The organism is Lactobacillus kimbladii, from assembly GCF_014323605.1.
GTDB classification, from domain to species: Bacteria; Bacillota; Bacilli; order Lactobacillales; family Lactobacillaceae; genus Lactobacillus; species Lactobacillus kimbladii_B.
This window is the reverse complement of the sequence record NZ_SCMB01000001.1, coordinates 16,887-37,915: the sequence shown is the minus strand read 5'-3', so window position 1 is coordinate 37,915 and position 21,029 is coordinate 16,887. Positions and strand designations below refer to the sequence as shown.

The following is a 21,029-nucleotide window of genomic DNA, read 5'->3' as shown; positions in this document are numbered from 1 at the left end:
TTTTATGAAGAGTTATTTTATCAGTTTTGAAGGTCCGGATGGGTCTGGAAAAAGTACAGTTTTAAAACAAGTTGTGGCAGAAATTGGGCCTAGACTTAAGACACAATATCTAGTAACCCGGGAACCGGGAGGTTCAAAAATTGCTGAGAAAATCCGTCAATTAATTTTGGACCCGGTTAATGAAGAAATGTCTGCGAAAACTGAAGCTTTACTTTATGCGGCTTCTCGTAGTCAGCATATGTTTGAAACGGTTATGCCCGCACTTAAAGCAGGAAAAATAGTTTTTTCAGATCGTTTTGTTGATAGTTCATTGGCCTATCAAGGAGCAGGACGAGAATTAAGTATTGCTGCAGTAAAACAGATTAATGATTTTGCTACAAGTAAAATTGAGCCTGATCTAACTATTTTTCTGGATGTTAAGCCGCAAGTTGGATTAACCAGAATTGCAAAGGAACGTGCCGGCAAAGAAGATCGCTTGGAACAGGAAAAATTAAATTTTCATCAAAAAGTTTACCAGGGTTATCAAAAAGTAATTAAGGCTCATCCTGAAAGAATAAAGGTAGTTGATGCAAATAAACCCTTTAATTTAGTAGTAGAAGATTGTGTTAAAATAATTGCAAACCAATTACCAGCAGATTTATTAAAGGACTGATTAAAATGAAGTTAATAGTTGCAATTGTTCAAAAAGAAGATGCTAATAGGCTGCAGCGTACCTTTGTCAAGGAAAGCATTCGTGCGACTAAGCTTGCTACGACCGGAGGATTTTTAAGTGAAGGTAATACTACTTTTCTTATCGGAATAGATGATAAACATGTTAAGCAGGTTTTGCGCATCATTAAGGAAGAGTCCAAATCTCGTGAAGAATATATGAATCCTAATTTGGTGATGACAGGTTTTGAAATGAGTAGCCAGCCAGTAAAAATTACAGTTGGGGGAGCCACTTGTTTTGTTTTGCCTGTTGAAGAATTCAAGCAATTCTGATGTTTGTCAATATTCAAGAAAGGGGCAAGAAGCAGTCTGAACTTTTGCGGCAAGCTTTTGAGCAAAAAAAATTGGCTCATAGCTACTTATTTGTTGATGCCAATGAAGTTCAGGCATTAAATACAGCATATTGGTTAGCTTGTCTCTTTAATTGTAGCGGTACTGAAAAACCGGATGGTACGTGTCAGAATTGCAGGCAAATTATTTCAGGCAATCACCCTGATGTACTAATGGTAGAGCCTGAAGGCAAGCAAAATTTGGGAATTGATCAAGTTCGTGTTTTGAAGGAAGAACTAGCTAAAAGTCCGGTTCAAAGCAGTGTACGTTTCTTTTTTATTAATGAAGCGCAGAAGTTAACTTTGCCTGCTGCTAATGCTTTACTTAATTTATTAGAAGAACCTATTGCTCCTGTTGTTACTATTTTAATCACAAATAATACCGATCAAATTTTGCCAACTATTCGTTCACGTACTCAAATTATTAATTTCACGCTCAATCAAAAAAAACATGATAAGAGTGAAGAATTACTGGCAAATGGTTTTAGTCCGAGTGAAGTTGACTCATTGGTAGATACAGCTAAATTAGATAAAGAAACCAAATATTTTTACCAAGAAATGCTTGAGCATAACTCACTGTCACTTGTTAGTGCACATCAGTTAGCGGAAATGGCTAAAAACAAAAGTGAGCAAAATTATATTCTTTTTTTACTTAAAAAATGGGCTCAAGCAGAATTAAAAAGCAATAATCAAAAAAACGGGGCAAGAATGTTAAAGTATTTGCTTGAAATTGACAAAATGCAATACAGCAATGTTAGTTTTCGCAATTTACTCGATTTTCTTGCTTTACAATGGAAGCGGTAGGTGTTCATGGTGGATTCTTATTCAAAGTTAGAGCAACTTCATGATTCGATGGTTAGTATGACCAAAACAATCGAAAGTTTGGAAAATAATATTTTGGAAACATTAAAAGAAAATACTGAATTAAAAGTAGAGAATCAATTGCTGCGTGAAAAAATGGACAAAATGAATAGTGCCCATAATAATAACACGGTTAAAACTCAGAGTGGCCTTGAATCTTTACGGCAAATTTACAGCTCAGGTTACCATATTTGCAATATGTACTATGGCTCTCACCGTGATCCTAATACTGACTGCATGTTTTGTTTGGATATTCTTGATAATTTTGGCGAGAAAAAGAAAAAACATTAAAGGATTGATTAAATGCAAAGGCAAAGTAGTTATGGCCAAGACAGCGGCAAACTTTATTTAGTGCCAACTCCTATTGGTAACCTTGAAGACATTACCCTTAGAGCAAAAAGAATTTTACAGGAAGCTGATTATATTGCTGCTGAGGATACTAGAACAAGTGGCATCCTGCTTGAAAAAATAGGGGTTCATAATCATATGCTTTCCTTTCACAAATATAATTCAAAAGAAAGGGCACCGGAATTAATTAAGTTAATGAAGAACGGGGCAGTTATTGCTGAAATTAGCGATGCAGGGATGCCGGTCATTTCAGATCCGGGATACATTTTAGTGCAAGAATGTATCAAAAATAATATTCCCGTAGTTCCTCTGCCTGGTGCTTCCGCATTTGCTACTGCATTAATTGCTTCTGGCTTTGATGCACAACCTTTTACATATTATGGCTTTTTACCACGCAAAAAAAGTGAACAACAGCCTTTTTTTGAACAAATGAAAGAAGCACGAGCTACCTCTATTTTTTATGAAGCACCACACAGATTAATAAAAACTCTCAATAATATGTCCGCAATACTGGATTCTGAACGAAAAATTGTTGTTGCCAGAGAGCTTACAAAAATTCATGAAGAATTTATTCGTGGTACAATCAGTGAGGTTACAGATTATTTTGAACAAAATGCTCCTAGAGGTGAATTCGTTGTTTTAATTTCTCCTAATGCCGCTCAAGAAACGCAATTGTCGTGGGCCGAATTAATTAAAGCGGTGAATCGGTTGGTTGACAAGGGAGAAAGTAAAAAATCGGCAATTAAGTTAGTAGCTCAAGAAAATAATATTTCAAAAAATGAGTTATATGAACGTTATCATCAAAAGTAGGTGAAAGTATGAAGTATAGTGAAAAGCATATAGTAAATTATTATGAGTGCGATGAAAATAAAAATTTGAAATTACCTGCAATGATTGATTTAATGATGAGCGTTTCAGAGCATCAATTGGACTCAGGCAATGGCAGTACAAGTGCGTTAACTAAAAGAGGATTAGGTTGGGTTGTAACACAATATCATATTGAAGTGGCACGTCTGCCCAGACCAAATGAAGAAATTACCATCACAACCGAACCATTCGGCTATAACCGTTTTTTAGAATATAGAAATTATGCTTTTACAGATCAAAATGGCAATGACCTGATAACTGTTAAGAGCGAATGGGTGCTATTTGATTTAAAAACTCGTAAACTGGTTTCCACCGATAAAGAAATGATGGCTGAAATTGGCGTTCCACTTCTAAAAAAATTACCTCGTTTTCCTAGATTAAGAGTTCAAGATGAATATCAAGATGAGAGACAATATCGGGTACGTTATGATGATTTAGATACAAACCATCACATGACCAATGGCCACTATTTTAACTGGTTTATTGATACATTGGACCGTGACTTTTTGAAAAACCATATTGTCAAGACTATTGATATTAAATTTAACCTTGAAGTGCGCTATGGGGAAGAACCATATTCGCGCGTGAGCGTAATTAAAGACGAAACAGGTATTAAATCTTATCATACAATTGCAGATGAAGACAAAAATGACAAAGCTGTTTGTGAACTAACTTGGCACAAATTATAATATAATTATTTTTTGTGTTCTCACAAAAATTAACTGAAGAAAGAAAGTGCTGAAAATGACTATTAAAGAGATGCTTAAGGTCGAATTGCGTGATCTTGTCCTTTTAGGAATTATCGTTGCAATGAAAATTATTCTTAGTCGTTTTACAGTTGGAACAACTATTGTGCATGTTAGCCTCGGATTTATAGGCAGTGTAATGCTAGGTTATTTGTTTGGACCAGTATGGGGAAGCATTGGTGGTGGAATTAGTGATTTGGTTTCATCAGCTCTATTTGGCAATCAAGGGGGCTTTTTCCTTGGCTTTACATTGAGTGCAATGATAGGTCCCTTTATTTATGGCTTGGTTTTTTATCAAAAGCCAGTTAAAGTATGGCGGATAATTCTTGCAACTCTATTAGTAACTGTTGTTGTTAATATAGGTTTAAATACGCTTTGGGTTCACCTCCTTTACGGGATGGACTTTCGCGTTGTCCTTATTGAACGAATACCTAAAGAAGCGATTACTCCGTGGCTAGAGATGATTATTAGTTACTTTGTTTTAAATGCCATTTCACGCGTTAAAATAAAAAGGTAATTTTCGAAAAGAGAATAAAAATTTTAGAATGAAAATTTTGAGTATGTCCACTGCGACAAATAATTTAAGCGTAGCTTTAAATGATAATAGTAAGACTATTGCAGAAAAAAACGAATTTGATAAACAAAATCACAGTGCACATTTGGATCCTTTAATTGACCAAATTTTAAAAGAACATAATCTGGAATTAACTGAAATTGATCGCTTTGCCGTTGCGATAGGACCAGGTTCATATACAGGTTTGCGAATAGGTGTGACTACTGCTAAGATGTTTGCCAGCATATTACATAAGGATGTAGTTGGTGTGTCTACTTTGCAGGCTTTAGCTTCCAGTTGCAATGAACAAGCAACGTTAATAGTAGCAGGTATAGATGCTCGCAATAATAATTATTTTGCAGGAGCCTATATAAATAAGGAAAAAGGTAATGTACCTGACTGCGTGATTCCCGATGGTCACTATCACATTGATACTCTTTTAAGTGCAATATCAGAGTATCATGCAGCTAACAATTTGGAAAAAGTGATTTATGTTGGGACTGGCTTTGAAAAGCAGGAAGAGGCTATAAGAAAGACAAATATTCCCTTCTGTTTTGGCACGGAAAAACAGAATGTTGTTCATGCTGGTTTAATAGGCAAGCTGGCTCTGAATGCTAAACCTGATGACCCTGATCAATTATTGCCGAATTATTTGCGTCGCACGCAAGCTGAAATTGACTGGCATAAAAAAACAGGAGAAGCCTATAAACCAGATAGCAATTATGTGGAAGAAGTTTAAGCATTTTGGGTCTTTTTGGCTTTTAGCAAAAGAAAAAAAGTTTATTAAGTTTGTCCCAGAAAAAATCACTGTGAATCAATCTATTCTGAGTGTCAGGCAAGCCCAAGTTAAAGATATTTCTGCAATATTGTTGCTGGAGCAAAGTCTTTATCAGGGGAAACAACCGTGGAATTCAATGGCTTTTCATAATGAAATAAGTAGAAATGATTCACTATATTTAGCTGTATTGCAAACCCAGTGTGTCATTGGATTAATCGGTGCACGCTTTGACAGTAGTAATGCACATATTACTAATCTGATGATTGATTCGGCCTGGCAAAAAAAGGGTATAGGTACTTATTTAATCAAAAAAGTGATTGAAATTGCTAAAAATAAAAACTGTAAAGAACTTAGTCTAGAAGTAAGAGTTGATAACTTGACTGCTCAAAATTTGTATTGCAAGTTAGGTTTTACAGTGAGTTTTGTGTGGCCTAATTATTACCAGAGTTCGCATCAAGATGCTTTTAACATGGTGCTTAAATTGACAAGTGACTAAAAGAAAGGAAAATAAATTGGTAAACAAAAAAGACATCCGTATTTTGGCTTTTGAAAGTTCGTGTGATGAGACTTCGACATCTGTTGTAAAAAATGGCAGGGAAGTGGAAAGTTTGATAGTAGCTACTCAAATTAAAAGCCATCAACGTTTTGGGGGTGTTGTTCCTGAGGTTGCTAGTCGTCATCATATTGAAGTTATTACACAAATAACCAATGAAGCACTGAAAGAAGCACACGTAGCTTGGAAAGATATTGATGCAATTGCGGTAACCTATGGACCTGGTTTGGTAGGTGCCCTTTTAATTGGTGTTAGCGCGGCAAAAGCTGCTTCAATGGCAACAGGTATTCCTTTAATTGGCGTTGATCATATCATGGGTCACATTATGGCAGCTCAGTTAAAGGAAGAAATCTCTTATCCGGCTCTTGCTTTGCAAGTTTCTGGAGGTCATACAGAGATTGTATTGTTAAAAGATTCTACCCACTTTGAAATAGTTGGCGATACTAGGGATGACGCAGCTGGAGAAGCTTATGACAAGATTGGAAGAGTACTCGGTGTTAATTACCCCGCTGGTAAAACTATTGATGAATGGGCTCAGAAGGGAAAGGATACCTTTGATTTTCCGCGGGCAATGATTAAAGAAGATGATTATGATTTTTCTTTTTCTGGTTTAAAGAGTGCTTTTATTAATACCTATCATCATGCTGAACAAATTCATCAAGACCTGAATAAATATGATTTAGCTGCTAGTTTCCAAGCTGCAGTGATTGATGTCTTGGCTACTAAAACTATTAGAGCAATTAAACAGTATGCTCCAAAAACTTTTATTATGGGTGGAGGAGTTGCAGCTAACCACGGTTTACGTGAAAGAATGAATCATGAAATAGCAAACCTGCCTCGGAATTTACAACCGAAAGTAATTTTGCCAGAGTTAAAGTTGTGTGGAGATAATGCTGCAATGATTGGTGCTGCGGCCTATAACTTGTACCAAGAAGGAAAATTCGCTGATCTTACTTTGGATGCTAATCCATCTTTAGAATTACCTTACGCATCAGAAATGCTGCAATAAAGGAGACTGGGGGAAAAAGTAGGACAGTGATCTTACTAAAAGAGCCGGCGAATCACTAAAAAAGTGGTTTGTCGGCTTTAGTTTTATTAAGTCAAGAGGGCTAGCTTTTCCTAGACCTTTTTTGTCATTATACGTTTTAAGATTAACTATTTTAAACATTAAATTTATGTATCAATTACTGAATGAGCGTGATCAGTCCTTTGATTGAGAAGAAGCAGAATTTAATCAACTAATTAATGAAGCCTATTATCAAAACTCTGAAAAAGATTTGAATTTTATCTTGTTTTGATAATTTAGTCATAAAAATGACCCCCCCAAATTTGTTTTAAGTTTGGGGGTCACTTCAAAAATCATATATGACATTTTTTAATTTAGTTTTCCTACCAGATTATAATAAAGTCAGAAAGGTAAAGTGGGAAATCAAAAAAGTAAGTTCAAGAAATACAAAATTTGATAATCATTTTGATTATGAATTTTATAAAGATGAACTATTAATAAAACTCAAATATAACCAAGTTCCTACAAATAAATAGAGGAAATGTTTAAACTACTAATCAAAAAACAATGAAATTGATATAATTAAATGATATCCTGATATAGTATTCTATCATTTCAACTTAATTCACCACTCAAAAAGGAGACAATGATGTTAACAGTCCAAAACCTATCACTCAAAACCAGGCAGCCAATCCTGCATGATTTTTCTTATCAATTTGCACCCGGTCAATTTTATCAAATTGCTGCAGAGAACGGTTCTGGTAAAACAAGTTTCTTGCGTGCTGTTACGGATCTTATTCCAGTTTCTTCTGGCAAAGTCTTATTAGACGGAAAACCATATGCCAAAAATAAGCGTAAGCTTTTTTTCTTTGAAAGCAATGAATGGTTGAACGTCAATTTAACTAGTCTTGATTACTTAAAATTCGTGAAAAGCCAATGGCATTCTAATGTCCACCTTGATCAAGAACTTGATTTGCTGGGTGTACGTGAGTATGTCAAAGTCCCGATTAAAAAGTATTCGCTTGGAATGAAGCAAAAATTGATTGTGGCCATGTACTTAGTTAGTGACGCTGAATATTACTTGATGGACGAGATCACTAACGGTCTTGATAAAGAAAGTCGCGCAATTCTTTATGAACGACTAAATGATGAGGTAACTCAGCGTAATAAATGTATTATCCTAGCCTCTCACTATAGCAGCGAGATTAAAGTGAATAACTTACACCGCCTCGTTTTACAAAAACAAATGATGCACGAGGTAGACTAATGATCTCATATTTTTCATTGCAACTTAAAAAAGTTACTAAACACAATCTATCAATTATTTCACTGGTTATTTTATTATTAATTTCTTTTTGCTTACTATACATGAAGTCTACGCAGCTCAGTGGTACTGGTTCTTTAAAAGGAGATGCTCAAGGTCAGATTGCCATGAAAAAGGAAGCCTTACAAGCGGATCGTCAAGCGCTCAAACGATATTCACCGCAAGGAAAATCATACAAGGCCACTGAAAAAGATATCAAACAAACTGAAAAGGAATTAAAAAAAGATCAAACCTTTGTTGATGATATTAATCACAATCACTGGAAGCAAGTTTATGAGACCAAATTAAAAAGGGAACAAAAAGGCAAATTGACTGATCTAAGTTCGGATGAAAAAGATAGACATAAAAGTGTAATACTGCGTTTAAAGTATCTCATAGCTCACCCTATGCCTTATGAAAGCGATAGCGCAGTCACTGGAATACAGTTTCTATTAGATTTGAATGAAAACTATTTGCCCGTCTTATTTAGTTTAGTAATGATTTTTGTTTTGACTTATTTATTTACTGGTTCTTATAAAAATGGTCTTGACATTTCGACTGTCTTGCCAATTAATCGCTTGCAAAGTACCCTGACTAATAATATTGTTGGGCTATCAGTTGTCAGCTTTATTTTTCTTTTACTAAACTTATTAGTTTTCGGTGGAGCAGCGAGCATTTTTGGTACTGGTCGCAGTGACTATCCTTACATCATTCACCATCTGGTTAGCGACCACTTGGTGCCAGGAATTGTTCCGACCGCCAAATTGTTGCCCCAAGCAACTATACTGCAGCTCTTAAATTTCATATTTATGGTTTTGTTTGTGCAGCTGGCTGCTAAAATCTTTCATAACCAGTTACCGACTCTGTTAGTTTCGCTATTGCTTTTATTAGGCGGTCATTTTATTACAATTTTTATCATTCCGTTGGAGAAGATTGCGCAGTGGCTTCCTGGTACTTATTTAGGAGCTTTAAATGTTGTATCAAACCAAACAGCCTATGCAATGGATAATTCCGCGATTAACTTTTCAAATGGTGTGCTTACCTTAATACTAAGTTCTATATTATTATTCTTGCTGGTACTTTTAATTGATCGCATTACAACTATTGCACATAGAAATGGGAGATTGGCATAATGTCCTATTTGGCTTTTCAGCTTAAAAAAGTATTTAAGAATAAGCTAACCCCAGTTTGCTTAGCAATTTTGCTCTTGTTAATGGGTATTGTCTTATTCATGAATATTCGTACTAATCCCCAATTTTCCTTGCAGGCGGGGGCTAAATCAGAGATTGCTTACCGCCAAAAAGAAATTAACCGGCAGCAAAGATTACTTAAACATGATAAACAAAAATCAAAAACTGAAGTTTACCATGATACTAAAGCTGCTATTAAGCAAAACCAAGATGCAGTTAAGCAAGATAAACAAGTTCAAAAAGCGGCAAATAAAGGCAACTGGCGCAAAGCCTACACGATTATGTGGCAACAAAAAAAGCAAGAACGAACTATTATATCAAATGGCCAAGATTCAACAGGCCTTAATTCAAGGACAAATGTAGAGAAAAAACTGCAATTCTTTAACTACTTACGCCATGAGCCTTTGCCTTATGAAAGTCAGGATATGCCAGTAACAGGCTGGCAATTCTTACTGCAATTAAATCAGCAATATTTGCCTTACGTATTTACTCTTGTTGCTCTGTTTTTATTAACTTTGTCTTTAACTGATTCTTACCATCAAAAGTTAGATACGGTGCAGTTATTACCGCTTGAAAAAAATAATTTAATGATTTCGAATACCATAGCAGGAATAGTACTGACTCTTGGTAGTTTTTTAGGGATTAACTTAGTATTATTTATTGTAGCTTCCCTTATTTCTGGTACTGGTAGTTTATCCTTCCCTTATATCGTAGTTCAATATACAGTTAGTGGTCCCCTTATTAAATGTGTAACTACTGGCAGCTTTATTATCAAAGTAATTGTATTGCAGGCACTTACCTTGATCTTCGATGTTGTCTTAGTTCAGTTCCTTGCCCGAATTTTTCGTGATAAATTACCAGCATTACTTATCGCTATTTTACTTGTCCCAGGGCTCAACATTGCAACTATGATAGTTGATCCGCTGCGTAAGATTTGCGCCTGGTTGCCAATGACATACTTGAACGCAGTTGACATAGTATCTGGCAATTTAGGAATGAATTATCAAAATATGCAGTTGAACTATACGACAGGGATTTTAACACTGTGCTGTTCAATTTTAATAATTGCTATTTTGATTTTACTGTCCAGTCATATAAAATATAAAAAATAAAATTTTATATTTCTTAAATTAATATTTTTACCTCTAATTTAGTGTTATCATGACTTTAGATCGTTCATTTGTTTATTTAAATTATGCATACTCAAAAGTCTTTTAAAACTAAGTGTAAAAATATATAACAAGCAATAACATACTCGTCATTACAAAATGGGAAACTCGTTTCAAAAGAGTTTCCCATTTTGATTAAATAAATATATACAGATTTAATATTCAATAATATCTTAACTTGCTGTGTAAATTTTATGTTACAGTGTTATCTATTCTAATCAGGTAATAAGGTACCTACCATGATAAAGTCAACTAGATTGGTGTGAGTTCTTCTTAAAACTAAAAGATAAAATATTGAGCAAAGTAGTCTGGGAAAAGATAGTTTTTTCCCAGACTCCTTATTATCTCTTAAAAATCTTTGTAGAAAGCAATCAAGTTGTATTTGTCACACGGATTAAAATTACAACTCTCATAAAACCTGCGCGTTTTAACGGTATTTTCTGTCAACAAAACTTTCTGTCTGACAGAATTGTATTTCTTTAGCACGCTGTTTATTAATTTCGTACCAATTCCTTGTCTTTGATAAGCAGGATTAACAAGTAAATCTTGGATATAAATGATGGTCAGACCATCACCAACTACTCTGATTAATCCCACTAACTGGTTTTGATCATAAGCGCCAATAGCAAAAAGCGAATTTACAACTGCATTTTGCAGCTGCCGAGGATTTTGCGTATAGGAACTCCAACCTACGCTTGTGTATAAATTTATAAGTTGTTCCATAGCGATATTTTTGTCAGCTATATATTTCATTTTTATCCCTCCTTAATTAATTAATAATTAAAGAGCAGTGCGTAATTTTTCCATGTGTACCTCTCAATTTATTTTTGATAGAGCCAGTAAAATTATTATCTTTAAGTTTAAACAACTACAATTTTAAAAGCAATAGTATAAAGATCTTTTTTGCGTCTGATAATTATTACGTATTTATAAATAAAAAGAAAATTTTATTAATAGTTAATAAAAAAATCTAGCACTAGCTAAAAATAGAAACGGTAGATAAAAGGCTAGTTAATCTTATTTTGGAGTTGTGTTAACTTAAGATATATTATTATAGTCAAAGTTAGTAACAATTTAAGGAGCAAACACTATGTTTATTAATTCATATAATTCAATAAAAAATAATATTTATGAATTATTAGGTTTACATCTAATAACCACTATGCTAGTATAAATATGAAACCGGTTTCTAAATTTCTTTTAAATGTAAAGGAGAAAAAGTGAAAAATTCTAAACAAATATATCATGTTGAACCAATTTATAAATCCTTTATTTGGGGAGATGAAAAATTAAAAAAATTTTTTAACTTAAAAACTAGTCAGGAAAAAATAGGTACAGTCTATCACGTTATTGGTGTTCCAGGCCATTTAGATAATGTTGTTAAGGAGACAGGAGAACATTTATCTGCCTTTTATAAAAACAATGCTGAACTATTTGGTGTTAAAAAAGATTATTTTCCAGTACGTATGACAACAACAGTCAATAGTAATTTTCAATCATTCCAATTACATCCAGATGACGAATATGCTTTTGAACATGAGAATGAGCCAGGTAAAGTTTCTGGAGCAGTTGCACTGACCGAGTCGGATAACGTTAAGGAAATGCTTTTTGGTAATAAAGCAACAAGTCGTCAAAGTTTTAGAGAAATGATAAATCAACGAGATTGGGATAATCTTTTTGACAAGATAAAAGTTAAGGAAGGAGATTTTGTTCATACACCTGCTGGAGTTATTCATGGTGGTTATGGTGATGGGAAAATAACTTCAACTTTTGGGACTGATGGAGATATCACTTATAGGTTTTATGACAAAGATAGAAACGATCCTTCCCGTCCATTAAACATAGATGCTGTAGTAGATTGTGCTAATATACCTGAAATTTCTAATTTGGGTGCTACCAAACCTAGAATTGAGCAAAAGGGAAACATTAAAATTTATCATTATTATGATGTAGCGGGAGAATATACAGCAAAGCGTATTAAGACAAGTGATAACTGTACTTATCAGTATCCTGGGTTCATTTTCTTTGCATGCGTAGGAGGCTCTGGTTCGGTCAATAATATTGATATCAATTTAGGTGAAACAATATTCGTTCCACGAGAATTTGGAAAATTATATTTTAAGGGTAAACTTGACTTAATAATGATTTCTTATAAAGACTAGAAAATAATTTAATCATGTTGTGTATGTAAAGTTGAGAATTATGTTTGAAAACAAAATAAAAAGTTTATATCCAAAACTAACTCTAAGTGAGACCAAGATTGCAGACTATTTATTGGCGAATTTAGGACATATACCAAATATGTCATCTTTCGAATTAGCTAAAAAGGCAAAAGTTGGACAAGCAAGTGTGATAAGATTTTCCAAAAAAATCGGTTATTCAAATTTTGGAATGTTAATGAAAGATATTGTTAACACTAAAACTACGGATGACAGTCCTGAAATAAATTTGGCCGATCCACTTGCTGTGATGCTTGAAAAAATCAAAAGAAACTACTTGAAAAATATTGATTCGGCATATGATAGTATCAATATTGATTCATTAGATAAAGCAGCTGAATTACTTAACACAGCAAACAATATTATTTGTTTTGGTCATATGGCTACAGGAGGTATTGCAGAATACCTTGCGCAGTCATTAATTGAAGTTGGGAAAAAATCTATTTTTAATGATTCTTTGTTTAAAACAAAACAAAGCATACGTTTTTGTGATCCCAAAAAAGATGTTGTTGTTTTAATTAGCAAATCAGGCGAAACAACCGAAACAAATGAAATAGCAAAGTTTGCAAATAAAGAGGATATACCAGTTATTAGTATTACTAATTTAGGACAAACTTCTTTAGAAAAACTTTCAACTGTAACCATTAATTTTTTATACGATGCTGTAAGAACAAGGCTAACTGCATATACACAGACAGGTGGATTAATTTTTGTAGTTGATGCATTAATTCTTTCTCTTTATAGAGAAGATTATTATAAATATCGAGATAAGTCGAAATCATACAGAAAGTTTACTAGATTTGATAATAAATAAAGAAGAGGGTAGGTATTAATGATTTCACATTATAGAGTAGATATGCGAGTTGTTCACGGACAAACCACTACAATCTTAAAAAAGAAATTTCCTTTAAACTCAATTATAGTAATTGATGATGAGATTGCTAAAGATAAACAAATGATCAGATTATATGCAAATACGGTTTCTGGGGGAATTAAAGTAATTGTTTTAAATACTGAAAGAGGTTTTGCGAATCTCAAAAAAGCCGAAGATTCAAAATTAAACTATTTCATTATTATGAAAACCCCGTTGACTATGAAAAAGTTAATACAAATGGGTTATAAATTTAAAGGGGTTGTCACCATTGGACAGCAATTTATTCGGGATGACGCTCCTAGTTACTTAAAATCAGTCGGTAATACTAAGGATGAATGGGAAGCAATTGAATATAGCCATAATCATGGCACAAATATAGTGTTTGATCCATCATGTAAATTTGAAAATATTTCTTATGAAAAAGCAAAAATTGAACATGATAAAGTGAAGAATTATTAAAAAGGGGGGGTTTAACATGCTAGCTTTGAGAAGTGCTTTAGTAGCATTGTTTTGTGTATTTTCAGCTAGTGGAAGTGCACCAATAGGTGGTTATCCTTTAAAGTATATTTTGCAACGTCCGTTTATAGGCGGACTAATAGTAGGTATAATTTTTGGCGATATACAAAGAGGAATAATTGTTGGTTGTGCAATGCAGTTAGTGTATATCGGAATGTTTGCAGTCGGTGGTGTCGGAGCAATGGATTTAGGAATAGTTTCATTTCCATGTGTTGCAGTTGCCGTAGCTTCACATATTGATATCAGTGCTGCAATTGCAATTACCACTGCACTCGCTACAGTTTATCAGTCACTTGATTATCTTGTACGTGCAGTTTCTGTACCTTTCGGTGAGGTAATGAAATCTGCTGTAAGGCAACAAAATTGGCATAAATTTAGTTGGGGCTATGTTGGATTGCCAACTATTTTATACATCTTTGAGCGTGGTGTAACTAGTTTTATATTAGTTTATTTTGGTTCTGGACCAATAAAGGCATTTTTGAACTGGCTCCCGCAAAATATTATGAATTCTTTCTCTGCTTTAGGTATGGTTTTACCAGCAATTGGTATGGCCGCTTTAATGGTTTTTCTTGTTAATGATGGCTGGGGAATTATTTTCTTCATTTTAGGCTTTGCAATGAATCAATATTTGAAGTTGACACCTATGGGTATGTTATTTCCAGCCATAGTAATTGCCTATTTATATTATCGAACTATTAACAACAGTTCAAAACCTGCTTCTGAAAACGATAATGATGTATCCGAAAGCGATGATAGGATTTATGGAGAGGAGGACATTTTATAATGACTAATACTATTAGAACTACACCTCTAACTGAGAAAGAAAAAAATAAATTGTTTACCAGATACATGCTTTTTGGTGCTGTAGGTGTTGACCCTGTCTATTTACAAGGAAAGTCTTGGCCTTGGTGGCTAATGCCTTTTTATAGAAAATATTATAAAGGAAAAGAGCTTAGCGAAAATTTACTCCGGCATTTTACTTGGTACAATACTGAACCGATTCTTGGTTCAATCATATTTGGTATTGTTTTAGGTATGGAAGAAAGAAAAGCAATCCATCAAGACATTAGTGGTGAAACAATTACAGCTATAAAGTCAAGTTTGATGGGTCCTGTTGCTGGAATAGGCGATAGTTTAATTCAAGGTACTCTCATCCCAATATTAATAACGCTTGTTATTGCGATTTCAGGTAAAAGCGGCAGCATCCTTGGACCTGTCCTTTACATTATCATATTACTATCTATCATTCTTACACTGGCATATGGACTATTTAAACAGGGATTTAAATTGGGAAAAGATGCTATAGATTATTTTGGTAAAGTAGGTATTAACAAGATAACAAACTCTATAGCAGTTTTTGGTTTAATTATTGTTGGAACACTTGCCTCTTCAATGGTAAAAATCCCTTTAAAAATATCTTATTATAACGGTAATAAAAAAGTTCTTTTATCGGATACGCTGAATGGTATTTTTCCAAATATAATTGCGCTATTAGTTATTCTTTTGTTTTATTGGTTATTAAAGAAGAAAAACTTAAAGATGCAAAGTCTTTTTTACATTGTTATGGTTGTCACTATAGTGATTTCTTTAGTTGGAATAATCTAATTTTGAATTAGGAGAAGGACTATATGGAAGATTGGTTAATGATAATAATTGTCGTGCTATTATTTCTTTATATATTGCTTATAGTTTTAAAGAGTTTTAATAAGCGCAAAAAATATCTTCAAATGCAGTCCCAAGTAAAAATTGGTGAACAAGTTTTGTTTTCCAACGGCTTAGTAGGTCAAATTAAAAATTTAAACAAAGAAAAAGCAACAATAGAATGTGGTAATGCCGATTTGGAAGTTGATCGCGCGTCAATACAAATGATACTTAAAAGAAGATAAGTAAAAAGTATTTTTTCAGATAGGTTAAACATTAGTTAGATTATAAAAGGTGATTTCATGAAAGAAGCTTTAATTGTTGGTGCAGGACTAAGTGGCAGGGGCATGCTGGGTGAAATGTACAATTCTGATAATTTTGACATTACATTTGCTGATACAAACTCTGAACTTATAGATGGATTAAAAAAACAGGGATATTACACAGTGAAAATGACTGATATTAAATCTGGAGTATTTAAAAAAAGTACTATTTCACATTTTCACACTCTTGATGTTCTGAGGGATCACGATAAATATATTCAAAAGCTCGCAACAACAAAATATATTTCTAGTGCATTAATGCCAGAAGACTTTGAACTTTTTGCAAAAAATATAGCTGAAGCAATAGAATACAGAAACAAACACAGTATTAATAATAAAATATATATAACTTTAGGAGCTAATTATGTCGGTTTAAGACAAATGGTGATTGCTTTAATAAGAAAGTATTTAAAAGACAGCGAATATGATTGCGAAAAACAAAATATTTTTTTAATCATGAGTATTGTTAACCGCAAAAACTTGATTCCGGAAGAAAAGGAAAAAACTTCAGACAAATATCAAGTTGTTGGTGATAATAAATCTGTATTAAGAGTGGACAATAATAAAAGCCTGAGTGAAGAAAAAGATTTGCCTAACTTTTTTGTTTTGGAAAGTAATCTTGATGCTGCAATGGCAGTTAAAATATGGACTGGGAATGTTGTTCAGTGCTCTATGGCCTTTGTTGCTCTTTCAAAAGGTATGCAGTTTACTGATGAAGCGGCAAACGATGAACAGGCATCAAAGTATGCGTACTATGCCTCAAAAGAAGCTTTTGCTGGAGTTCAAAAGGAATACAATTTAAATCCAAGAACAGATGAAGAAACAAAATACACAGTAAATATCTTTAAGAGTAAAGATTTCCGCGATAGTCTTTTTCGTATAACCAGAGAGCCATTACGTAAGTTTAAACATAATGACAGATTTATTGGGCCCGCGCTGTGTGCTTTAAAACATGGTATTTTACCCTTCTACATTACAAAATGTTTAGCTTACGGATTTATATACAAAAATGAAAATGAACCAGATACACTAAAAGTTCAGAATAAAATTAAAAACGAGGGGATAGATAACACTATAACGGAATTTTGTGGGCTTAATATGAAAGACGAAAAAGAAAAATTAGTACATGACCTCATCTTGAACAACTATCTCGAATTAGTTAAATGTGATTTGTAAAGGAAGGCTTTTAGTTGAAGAACAAAATCATCTTAGTCTCTCATGGCGATTTGGCAAAAGGAATGAAAAACTCTGTAAATATGATTATTGGTAATACAGATAATTGTGTTGATTTTTGCTTGCAACCCGGAGAAAGTAATATTGAATTAGCAAATAAAGTTGAAGACTATATTAAGAAAAGTGGTAAAAACGTTTATATTATAGTAGCTGATTTACTTGGAGGAAGTGTATCAAATGCTGTTTCAAGACTTAATGAAATAAACGATGTGTTTCTGATTAACGGCATGAATAGCGGATTAGTAATTTCATTGTTATTAGAAAGCGAAAAATTAAACGAACAAAAAATTCAGAATATAGTTGAAGAAAGCAAAAAAGGAATTGGCTTAGCAAGACTTTCTGACGATAATATTAGTAATGAATCTGATATCATTTAGATTTTAAAAGCTTTAACATTTAGTGAATAATTCTCAATATTAAATTTTGAATATTAAAAGAGCTAAAAGATTACGAAAATGAAACGTAAATTTTATTAGCTCTTTTTATATCTAAAAATTTAAAAGTCATCAAGTATTATTAAAAGTTTTCTAAATCCGTTAATGCTTTTTCCCAAGCAACATTTGCATCGTCCAATTGTTTTTGCACCTCAGTGAGCTGTTCTTGCAATGGACCTAATTTGTCAAAATTAGTGGCAATTGCAGGATCAGCCATTTGAGATTGAATATCTTTTTGTCCCTTTTCAAGCTTGTCAATTTTATTTTCGGTATTTTCAACTTCTCTTTGTAATTTGCGCTTTTGTGAATCGCGCAACTTTTGCTCTTGATAAGAAAGCTTGTTTTTATTTTCGTCTACTTTTGCTGCCGTATCGTTTTCTGCCGACTCGTTCTCTAAAACAATATTTTGCTTGCTTTTTTCATCTAAATAATAGCTATAATCACCCTCATATACTTGAGCAATACCGTTTTTAATTTCTACAATCTTATTTGCTAACTGATTGATGAAATAGCGGTCGTGGGAAACGAAAAGTAAAGTACCATCATAGCTCTGTAGTGCCTGTTCTAAAACCTCCTTGGCTTCAAGATCCAAGTGGTTAGTAGGTTCGTCCATCAGCAGAAAGTTATTATGTTCTAGTGACAAAACCGTTAATGTTAATCTGGCCTTTTGACCACCTGAAAGTTGCCCGACAGTTTTATCAATATCTTTTGCCGTAAACAAAAAACTGGCTAAAATCGACCTCACATCTTTTTCAGGCATTGTTTTGTGCCGGTCCCAAACTGTATCGATTACCGTTTTAGTCGGATCAAGTCCCTGAAGTTCCTGATCATAATAGCCGATATCAAGGGATGCTCCATATTTAATTGAGCCTTTTTTCGGCTTTAACTCCTTCATCACGGTTTTAAGTAAAGTTGATTTACCAATACCATTTTGACCAATTACGGCTATGCGGTCGCCTTTATTTATTTGCAGGGAAATACCGTGAACCATTGTTTTTGTGGGGTAGCCAATTGTTAAATCACGCAAAATTAATACTTCTTTACCTGAAGGCCTTTCGCTTTGGAAATTTATGCGCACTTTATTTTTGTGCTTTGGGGGAGTAATCCTATCCATTTTCTCCAATTGCTTGCGCCGGCTTTGTGCTCTCTTAGTAGTTTTGGCTCTGACAATATTTTTTTGAATAAATTCTTCGTCTTTTTTGATTTTTTCTTGTTGTTTTTCGTATGCTTCTTCTTGTTGGCGGTCACGCAATTGCCGCTCAGCAACGTAGGCAGAATAATTTCCCTTAAACACAGTTAATTTGCCAAATTGTAATTCAAAAATCTGTGTTGCTAAATTATCCAAAAAATATTGATCATGGGAAACTACCAAAATAGCACCAGAATAGTTTTTAAGATAGTTTTCAAGCCAGTCTAGTGTGTCTAAATCCAGATAGTTTGTAGGTTCATCAAGTAATAATAACGGGGGTTTGCGTAATAATAACTTGACAAAAGAAAGCCGTGTTTTTTCTCCACCGGAAAGGCTGCCAACCTTTTTAGTCCAAGTTGCTTCAGGAAAATTAAAGCCATTTAAAACACTCTTGATATCGGCCTGGTAGGTGTATCCTCCCTGTTGTTCGAAGCTGTATTGCAATTGGTCATATTGTTTTAGCAGGTCATTTTTTTGTGGATTTGCAGACATTTCTTCTTGTAATTCACTTATTTTTTTACCCATATTAATTAAAGGGGTAAAAACAGACAACATTTCATCCCAAATAGTTTTATTTTCATTTAAATCATTTTCTTGAGCAATATAGCCGACATCTATATTTTTATTGATGGTAAAGTCGCCATGTGTGGCTTCTTCTTCGCCGGTCATAATCTTAAGCAATGTCGTTTTACCGACACCATTGGGTCCAATGAGACCTATTCTTGCATTTGAGTCAATTGAAAAATTGACGTTTTTAAATAATGTGTTGGCACCGAATTGTTTTTCTAAATCGTGTCCTTGAGCAATTATCATAATTTTTCACCTAGAAACCATTTTAGCATACGTAGCAAAATTCTTGTGGGAGAGTTTGATTGATAAATATAGGAAATAAATGTAAAAAAGAAGCATTTTTTAATTAAAAGAGTAAAAAAATAAATTTCTATTATCAAACCTGTTACTATTATGCTAAAATTTGATAGATTGTGAAAAAAATGTTTGCAAATGGCGCAAATTTATAGATAAAATAGTAGTAATTGCTGAAAAATTCACAAAACAAAATATATACTTAATCAAGTTGGAGGCTTTTTAAATGGAAAAAATCAAAATACCCACGGCTACGGCTAAAAGATTGCCGCTATATTACCGCTACCTGATAATTTTAAATGAGGCTGGTAAAGAAAAGGTATCCTCAACTGAATTATCTGAGGCTGTTCAAGTAGATAGTGCTTCAATCAGACGTGATTTTTCATACTTTGGTGCATTGGGAAAACGTGGTTATGGTTATGATGTAAAAAGTTTGCTTTCCTTTTTTAAAAAGATTTTAAATCAAGATACCTTAACAAATGTTGCCCTGGTTGGCGTTGGTAATTTAGGCCATGCGTTATTAAACTATAATTTCAAGCGTACAAACAATATTCGTATTTCATGTGCTTTTGATATAGATGATAAAATTACAGGCAAGATTCTCAGTGGCGTGCCTGTTTATGACATGAGTGAACTAAAAAAACAGCTCAGTGACCAGCAGATTTCTATTGCAATTTTGACTGTTCCTTCCACGACAGCACAAAAGACTGCTGATGATATGGTTGAAGCCGGTATTCGAGGAATTATGAATTTCACGCCAATTCGTTTGTCTGCTCCAAGTGGTATTAGAATCCAGAACGTTGATTTGGCAACGGAATTACAAACTCTAATTTACTTCCTTGACTCAGATAAGAAAAAGTAGCTATAAAAATACAATTAGCACTTTTTTACTCAAAGTGCTAATTTTTTCTTGCATTTTTTATGAAAAGGGGTTATTATCATAAATGTAAGTTAGCACTTGATGAATAGGAGTGCTAATGACACGTAAAATAGATTAATAATTTAATTTTAGGAGGGACAAACGTGTTACAACCAATTGGTGATCGCGTGATCGTTAAAGTTAAAGAAGAAGAAGAGAAAACTGTAGGCGGAATCGTCCTGGCTTCTAATGCTAAACAAAAGCCAACAGAAGGTGAAGTTGTTGCTGTTGGTGAAGGCAGTTATGCTGAAAATGGCAGTAAAATTCCTATGACTGTTAAAAAGGGTGACGTTGTTTTATATGACAAATATTCAGGCACTGATGTCAAATACGATGACGAAAAGTATTTAGTCCTTCATGAAAAAGATATTTTAGCAATTGTTAAGTAATTAAGGAGCGCAGAAAA

The 21,029-nt window shown here is 33.6% G+C and carries 25 protein-coding genes; 23 read left to right on the top strand and 2 right to left on the bottom strand.

Going from position 1 to position 21,029, the window contains the following annotated elements; translation table 11 throughout:
* Window positions 1-4: 4 nt before the first annotated feature.
* From tmk to ERK18_RS00135, 13 genes are all read left to right on the top strand, one after another.
* On the top strand, window positions 5-652 hold the full coding sequence (gene tmk, locus ERK18_RS00195) for a dTMP kinase (protein ID WP_187153815.1): 648 nt from the start codon (window positions 5-7) through the stop codon (window positions 650-652).
* A 5-nt stretch (window positions 653-657) separates the two neighbouring features.
* Window positions 658-981 (top strand): cyclic-di-AMP receptor, encoded by a 324-nt coding sequence (locus tag ERK18_RS00190; protein ID WP_046332402.1) that lies wholly within the window; start codon window positions 658-660, stop codon window positions 979-981.
* On the top strand, window positions 981-1,841 hold the full coding sequence (locus tag ERK18_RS00185) for a DNA polymerase III subunit delta (RefSeq protein ID WP_187153814.1): 861 nt from the start codon (window positions 981-983) through the stop codon (window positions 1,839-1,841). The genes ERK18_RS00190 and ERK18_RS00185 overlap by 1 nt, the downstream gene beginning before the upstream one ends.
* A 9-nt stretch (window positions 1,842-1,850) precedes the next feature.
* Window positions 1,851-2,189, top strand: a complete 339-nt coding sequence (gene yabA / locus ERK18_RS00180; RefSeq protein WP_187154248.1) for a DNA replication initiation control protein YabA — start codon at window positions 1,851-1,853, stop codon at window positions 2,187-2,189.
* Between the two features lie 12 nt (window positions 2,190-2,201).
* Window positions 2,202-3,056, top strand: coding sequence for a 16S rRNA (cytidine(1402)-2'-O)-methyltransferase (gene rsmI, locus ERK18_RS00175; RefSeq protein WP_187153813.1), 855 nt, complete (start codon window positions 2,202-2,204; stop codon window positions 3,054-3,056).
* Window positions 3,057-3,064: 8 nt separating this feature from the next.
* Window positions 3,065-3,802: an acyl-[acyl-carrier-protein] thioesterase gene (locus ERK18_RS00170; RefSeq protein WP_187153812.1), complete on the top strand. Its 738-nt coding sequence runs from the start codon at window positions 3,065-3,067 to the stop codon at window positions 3,800-3,802.
* A 55-nt stretch (window positions 3,803-3,857) separates the two neighbouring features.
* Window positions 3,858-4,376 carry a folate family ECF transporter S component gene (locus ERK18_RS00165; protein ID WP_187153811.1) on the top strand — a complete coding sequence of 173 codons (519 nt, stop codon included), beginning with the start codon at window positions 3,858-3,860 and terminating at the stop codon, window positions 4,374-4,376.
* A 28-nt stretch (window positions 4,377-4,404) separates the two neighbouring features.
* Complete coding sequence (gene tsaB, locus ERK18_RS00160; protein ID WP_187153810.1) at window positions 4,405-5,151, top strand: tRNA (adenosine(37)-N6)-threonylcarbamoyltransferase complex dimerization subunit type 1 TsaB; 747 nt, start codon at window positions 4,405-4,407, stop codon at window positions 5,149-5,151.
* Complete coding sequence (rimI, locus tag ERK18_RS00155; protein ID WP_187153809.1) at window positions 5,135-5,686, top strand: ribosomal protein S18-alanine N-acetyltransferase; 552 nt, start codon at window positions 5,135-5,137, stop codon at window positions 5,684-5,686. Before tsaB ends, rimI begins: the two co-directional genes overlap by 17 nt.
* A 16-nt stretch (window positions 5,687-5,702) precedes the next feature.
* Window positions 5,703-6,752, top strand: coding sequence for a tRNA (adenosine(37)-N6)-threonylcarbamoyltransferase complex transferase subunit TsaD (gene tsaD, locus ERK18_RS00150; RefSeq protein ID WP_187153808.1), 1,050 nt, complete (start codon window positions 5,703-5,705; stop codon window positions 6,750-6,752).
* Between the two features lie 643 nt (window positions 6,753-7,395).
* A complete protein-coding gene (locus ERK18_RS00145) occupies window positions 7,396-8,016 on the top strand; it encodes an ABC transporter ATP-binding protein (protein WP_261982396.1) in 621 nt (206 codons plus the stop codon).
* Complete coding sequence (locus ERK18_RS00140) at window positions 8,016-9,185, top strand: hypothetical protein (protein ID WP_187153807.1); 1,170 nt, start codon at window positions 8,016-8,018, stop codon at window positions 9,183-9,185. The genes ERK18_RS00145 and ERK18_RS00140 overlap by 1 nt, the downstream gene beginning before the upstream one ends.
* Entirely contained in the window at window positions 9,185-10,354 is a 1,170-nt protein-coding gene (locus ERK18_RS00135; RefSeq protein WP_187153806.1) for a hypothetical protein, read from the top strand. The genes ERK18_RS00140 and ERK18_RS00135 overlap by 1 nt, the downstream gene beginning before the upstream one ends.
* Before the next feature lie 405 nt (window positions 10,355-10,759).
* Here ERK18_RS00135 and ERK18_RS00130 read toward each other — a convergent pair whose 3' ends face one another.
* A complete protein-coding gene (locus tag ERK18_RS00130) occupies window positions 10,760-11,164 on the bottom strand; it encodes a GNAT family N-acetyltransferase (RefSeq protein ID WP_187153805.1) in 405 nt (134 codons plus the stop codon).
* A 467-nt stretch (window positions 11,165-11,631) separates the two neighbouring features.
* Here ERK18_RS00130 and ERK18_RS00125 point away from each other — a divergent pair, with 467 nt between their 5' ends.
* The 8 genes from ERK18_RS00125 to ERK18_RS00090 are packed head-to-tail and all read left to right on the top strand — an operon-like array spanning window position 11,632 to window position 17,594.
* Window positions 11,632-12,573 carry a cupin domain-containing protein gene (locus tag ERK18_RS00125; protein ID WP_187153804.1) on the top strand — a complete coding sequence of 314 codons (942 nt, stop codon included), beginning with the start codon at window positions 11,632-11,634 and terminating at the stop codon, window positions 12,571-12,573.
* A 40-nt stretch (window positions 12,574-12,613) separates the two neighbouring features.
* On the top strand, window positions 12,614-13,444 hold the full coding sequence (locus tag ERK18_RS00120; protein WP_187153803.1) for a MurR/RpiR family transcriptional regulator: 831 nt from the start codon (window positions 12,614-12,616) through the stop codon (window positions 13,442-13,444).
* Window positions 13,445-13,462: 18 nt separating this feature from the next.
* Window positions 13,463-13,963, top strand: coding sequence for a PTS sugar transporter subunit IIB (locus ERK18_RS00115; RefSeq protein WP_187153802.1), 501 nt, complete (start codon window positions 13,463-13,465; stop codon window positions 13,961-13,963).
* A 16-nt stretch (window positions 13,964-13,979) separates the two neighbouring features.
* A complete protein-coding gene (locus ERK18_RS00110; RefSeq protein WP_046332391.1) occupies window positions 13,980-14,804 on the top strand; it encodes a PTS sugar transporter subunit IIC in 825 nt (274 codons plus the stop codon).
* Window positions 14,804-15,625, top strand: a complete 822-nt coding sequence (locus ERK18_RS00105; protein ID WP_187153801.1) for a PTS system mannose/fructose/sorbose family transporter subunit IID — start codon at window positions 14,804-14,806, stop codon at window positions 15,623-15,625. Before ERK18_RS00110 ends, ERK18_RS00105 begins: the two co-directional genes overlap by 1 nt.
* Before the next feature lie 23 nt (window positions 15,626-15,648).
* On the top strand, window positions 15,649-15,906 hold the full coding sequence (locus tag ERK18_RS00100) for a preprotein translocase subunit YajC (protein ID WP_046332389.1): 258 nt from the start codon (window positions 15,649-15,651) through the stop codon (window positions 15,904-15,906).
* A 57-nt stretch (window positions 15,907-15,963) separates the two neighbouring features.
* Entirely contained in the window at window positions 15,964-17,160 is a 1,197-nt protein-coding gene (locus ERK18_RS00095; RefSeq protein ID WP_187153800.1) for a mannitol dehydrogenase family protein, read from the top strand.
* 14 nt (window positions 17,161-17,174) lie between these two features.
* Window positions 17,175-17,594, top strand: a complete 420-nt coding sequence (locus ERK18_RS00090) for a PTS sugar transporter subunit IIA (RefSeq protein ID WP_052726880.1) — start codon at window positions 17,175-17,177, stop codon at window positions 17,592-17,594.
* A gap of 139 nt (window positions 17,595-17,733) precedes the next feature.
* On the opposite strand, the gene ERK18_RS00085 is transcribed toward ERK18_RS00090, so the two are convergent.
* Window positions 17,734-19,653: an ABC-F family ATP-binding cassette domain-containing protein gene (locus ERK18_RS00085; protein WP_187153799.1), complete on the bottom strand. Its 1,920-nt coding sequence runs from the start codon at window positions 19,651-19,653 to the stop codon at window positions 17,734-17,736.
* A 277-nt stretch (window positions 19,654-19,930) separates the two neighbouring features.
* On the opposite strand from ERK18_RS00085, the gene ERK18_RS00080 reads away from it, so the two are divergent.
* Both ERK18_RS00080 and groES read left to right on the top strand, forming a co-directional pair.
* The gene (locus ERK18_RS00080; RefSeq protein ID WP_045928377.1) at window positions 19,931-20,566 is read left to right on the top strand and encodes a redox-sensing transcriptional repressor Rex; all 636 of its coding nucleotides are present in this window, start codon (window positions 19,931-19,933) and stop codon (window positions 20,564-20,566) included.
* Window positions 20,567-20,727: 161 nt separating this feature from the next.
* On the top strand, window positions 20,728-21,012 hold the full coding sequence (groES, locus tag ERK18_RS00075) for a co-chaperone GroES (RefSeq protein WP_034980276.1): 285 nt from the start codon (window positions 20,728-20,730) through the stop codon (window positions 21,010-21,012).
* Window positions 21,013-21,029 lie beyond the last annotated feature (17 nt).

Bases quoted from the DNA above. Each gene is read 5' to 3' on its own strand.
- tmk (WP_187153815.1), top strand. From the start codon at position 5: ATGAAGAGTTATTTTATCAGTTTTGAAGGTCCGGATGGGTCTGGAAAA.
- ERK18_RS00190 (WP_046332402.1), top strand. From the start codon at position 658: ATGAAGTTAATAGTTGCAATTGTTCAAAAAGAAGATGCTAATAGGCTG.
- ERK18_RS00185 (WP_187153814.1), top strand. From the start codon at position 981: ATGTTTGTCAATATTCAAGAAAGGGGCAAGAAGCAGTCTGAACTTTTG.
- rsmI (WP_187153813.1), top strand. From the start codon at position 2,202: ATGCAAAGGCAAAGTAGTTATGGCCAAGACAGCGGCAAACTTTATTTA.
- ERK18_RS00170 (WP_187153812.1), top strand. From the start codon at position 3,065: ATGAAGTATAGTGAAAAGCATATAGTAAATTATTATGAGTGCGATGAA.
- ERK18_RS00165 (WP_187153811.1), top strand. From the start codon at position 3,858: ATGACTATTAAAGAGATGCTTAAGGTCGAATTGCGTGATCTTGTCCTT.
- tsaB (WP_187153810.1), top strand. From the start codon at position 4,405: ATGAAAATTTTGAGTATGTCCACTGCGACAAATAATTTAAGCGTAGCT.
- rimI (WP_187153809.1), top strand. From the start codon at position 5,135: ATGTGGAAGAAGTTTAAGCATTTTGGGTCTTTTTGGCTTTTAGCAAAA.
- ERK18_RS00145 (WP_261982396.1), top strand. From the start codon at position 7,396: ATGATGTTAACAGTCCAAAACCTATCACTCAAAACCAGGCAGCCAATC.
- ERK18_RS00140 (WP_187153807.1), top strand. From the start codon at position 8,016: ATGATCTCATATTTTTCATTGCAACTTAAAAAAGTTACTAAACACAAT.
- ERK18_RS00135 (WP_187153806.1), top strand. From the start codon at position 9,185: ATGTCCTATTTGGCTTTTCAGCTTAAAAAAGTATTTAAGAATAAGCTA.
- ERK18_RS00130 (WP_187153805.1), bottom strand. From the start codon at position 11,164: ATGAAATATATAGCTGACAAAAATATCGCTATGGAACAACTTATAAAT.
- ERK18_RS00120 (WP_187153803.1), top strand. From the start codon at position 12,614: ATGTTTGAAAACAAAATAAAAAGTTTATATCCAAAACTAACTCTAAGT.
- ERK18_RS00115 (WP_187153802.1), top strand. From the start codon at position 13,463: ATGATTTCACATTATAGAGTAGATATGCGAGTTGTTCACGGACAAACC.
- ERK18_RS00110 (WP_046332391.1), top strand. From the start codon at position 13,980: ATGCTAGCTTTGAGAAGTGCTTTAGTAGCATTGTTTTGTGTATTTTCA.
- ERK18_RS00105 (WP_187153801.1), top strand. From the start codon at position 14,804: ATGACTAATACTATTAGAACTACACCTCTAACTGAGAAAGAAAAAAAT.
- ERK18_RS00100 (WP_046332389.1), top strand. From the start codon at position 15,649: ATGGAAGATTGGTTAATGATAATAATTGTCGTGCTATTATTTCTTTAT.
- ERK18_RS00095 (WP_187153800.1), top strand. From the start codon at position 15,964: ATGAAAGAAGCTTTAATTGTTGGTGCAGGACTAAGTGGCAGGGGCATG.
- ERK18_RS00085 (WP_187153799.1), bottom strand. From the start codon at position 19,653: ATGATAATTGCTCAAGGACACGATTTAGAAAAACAATTCGGTGCCAAC.
- ERK18_RS00080 (WP_045928377.1), top strand. From the start codon at position 19,931: ATGGAAAAAATCAAAATACCCACGGCTACGGCTAAAAGATTGCCGCTA.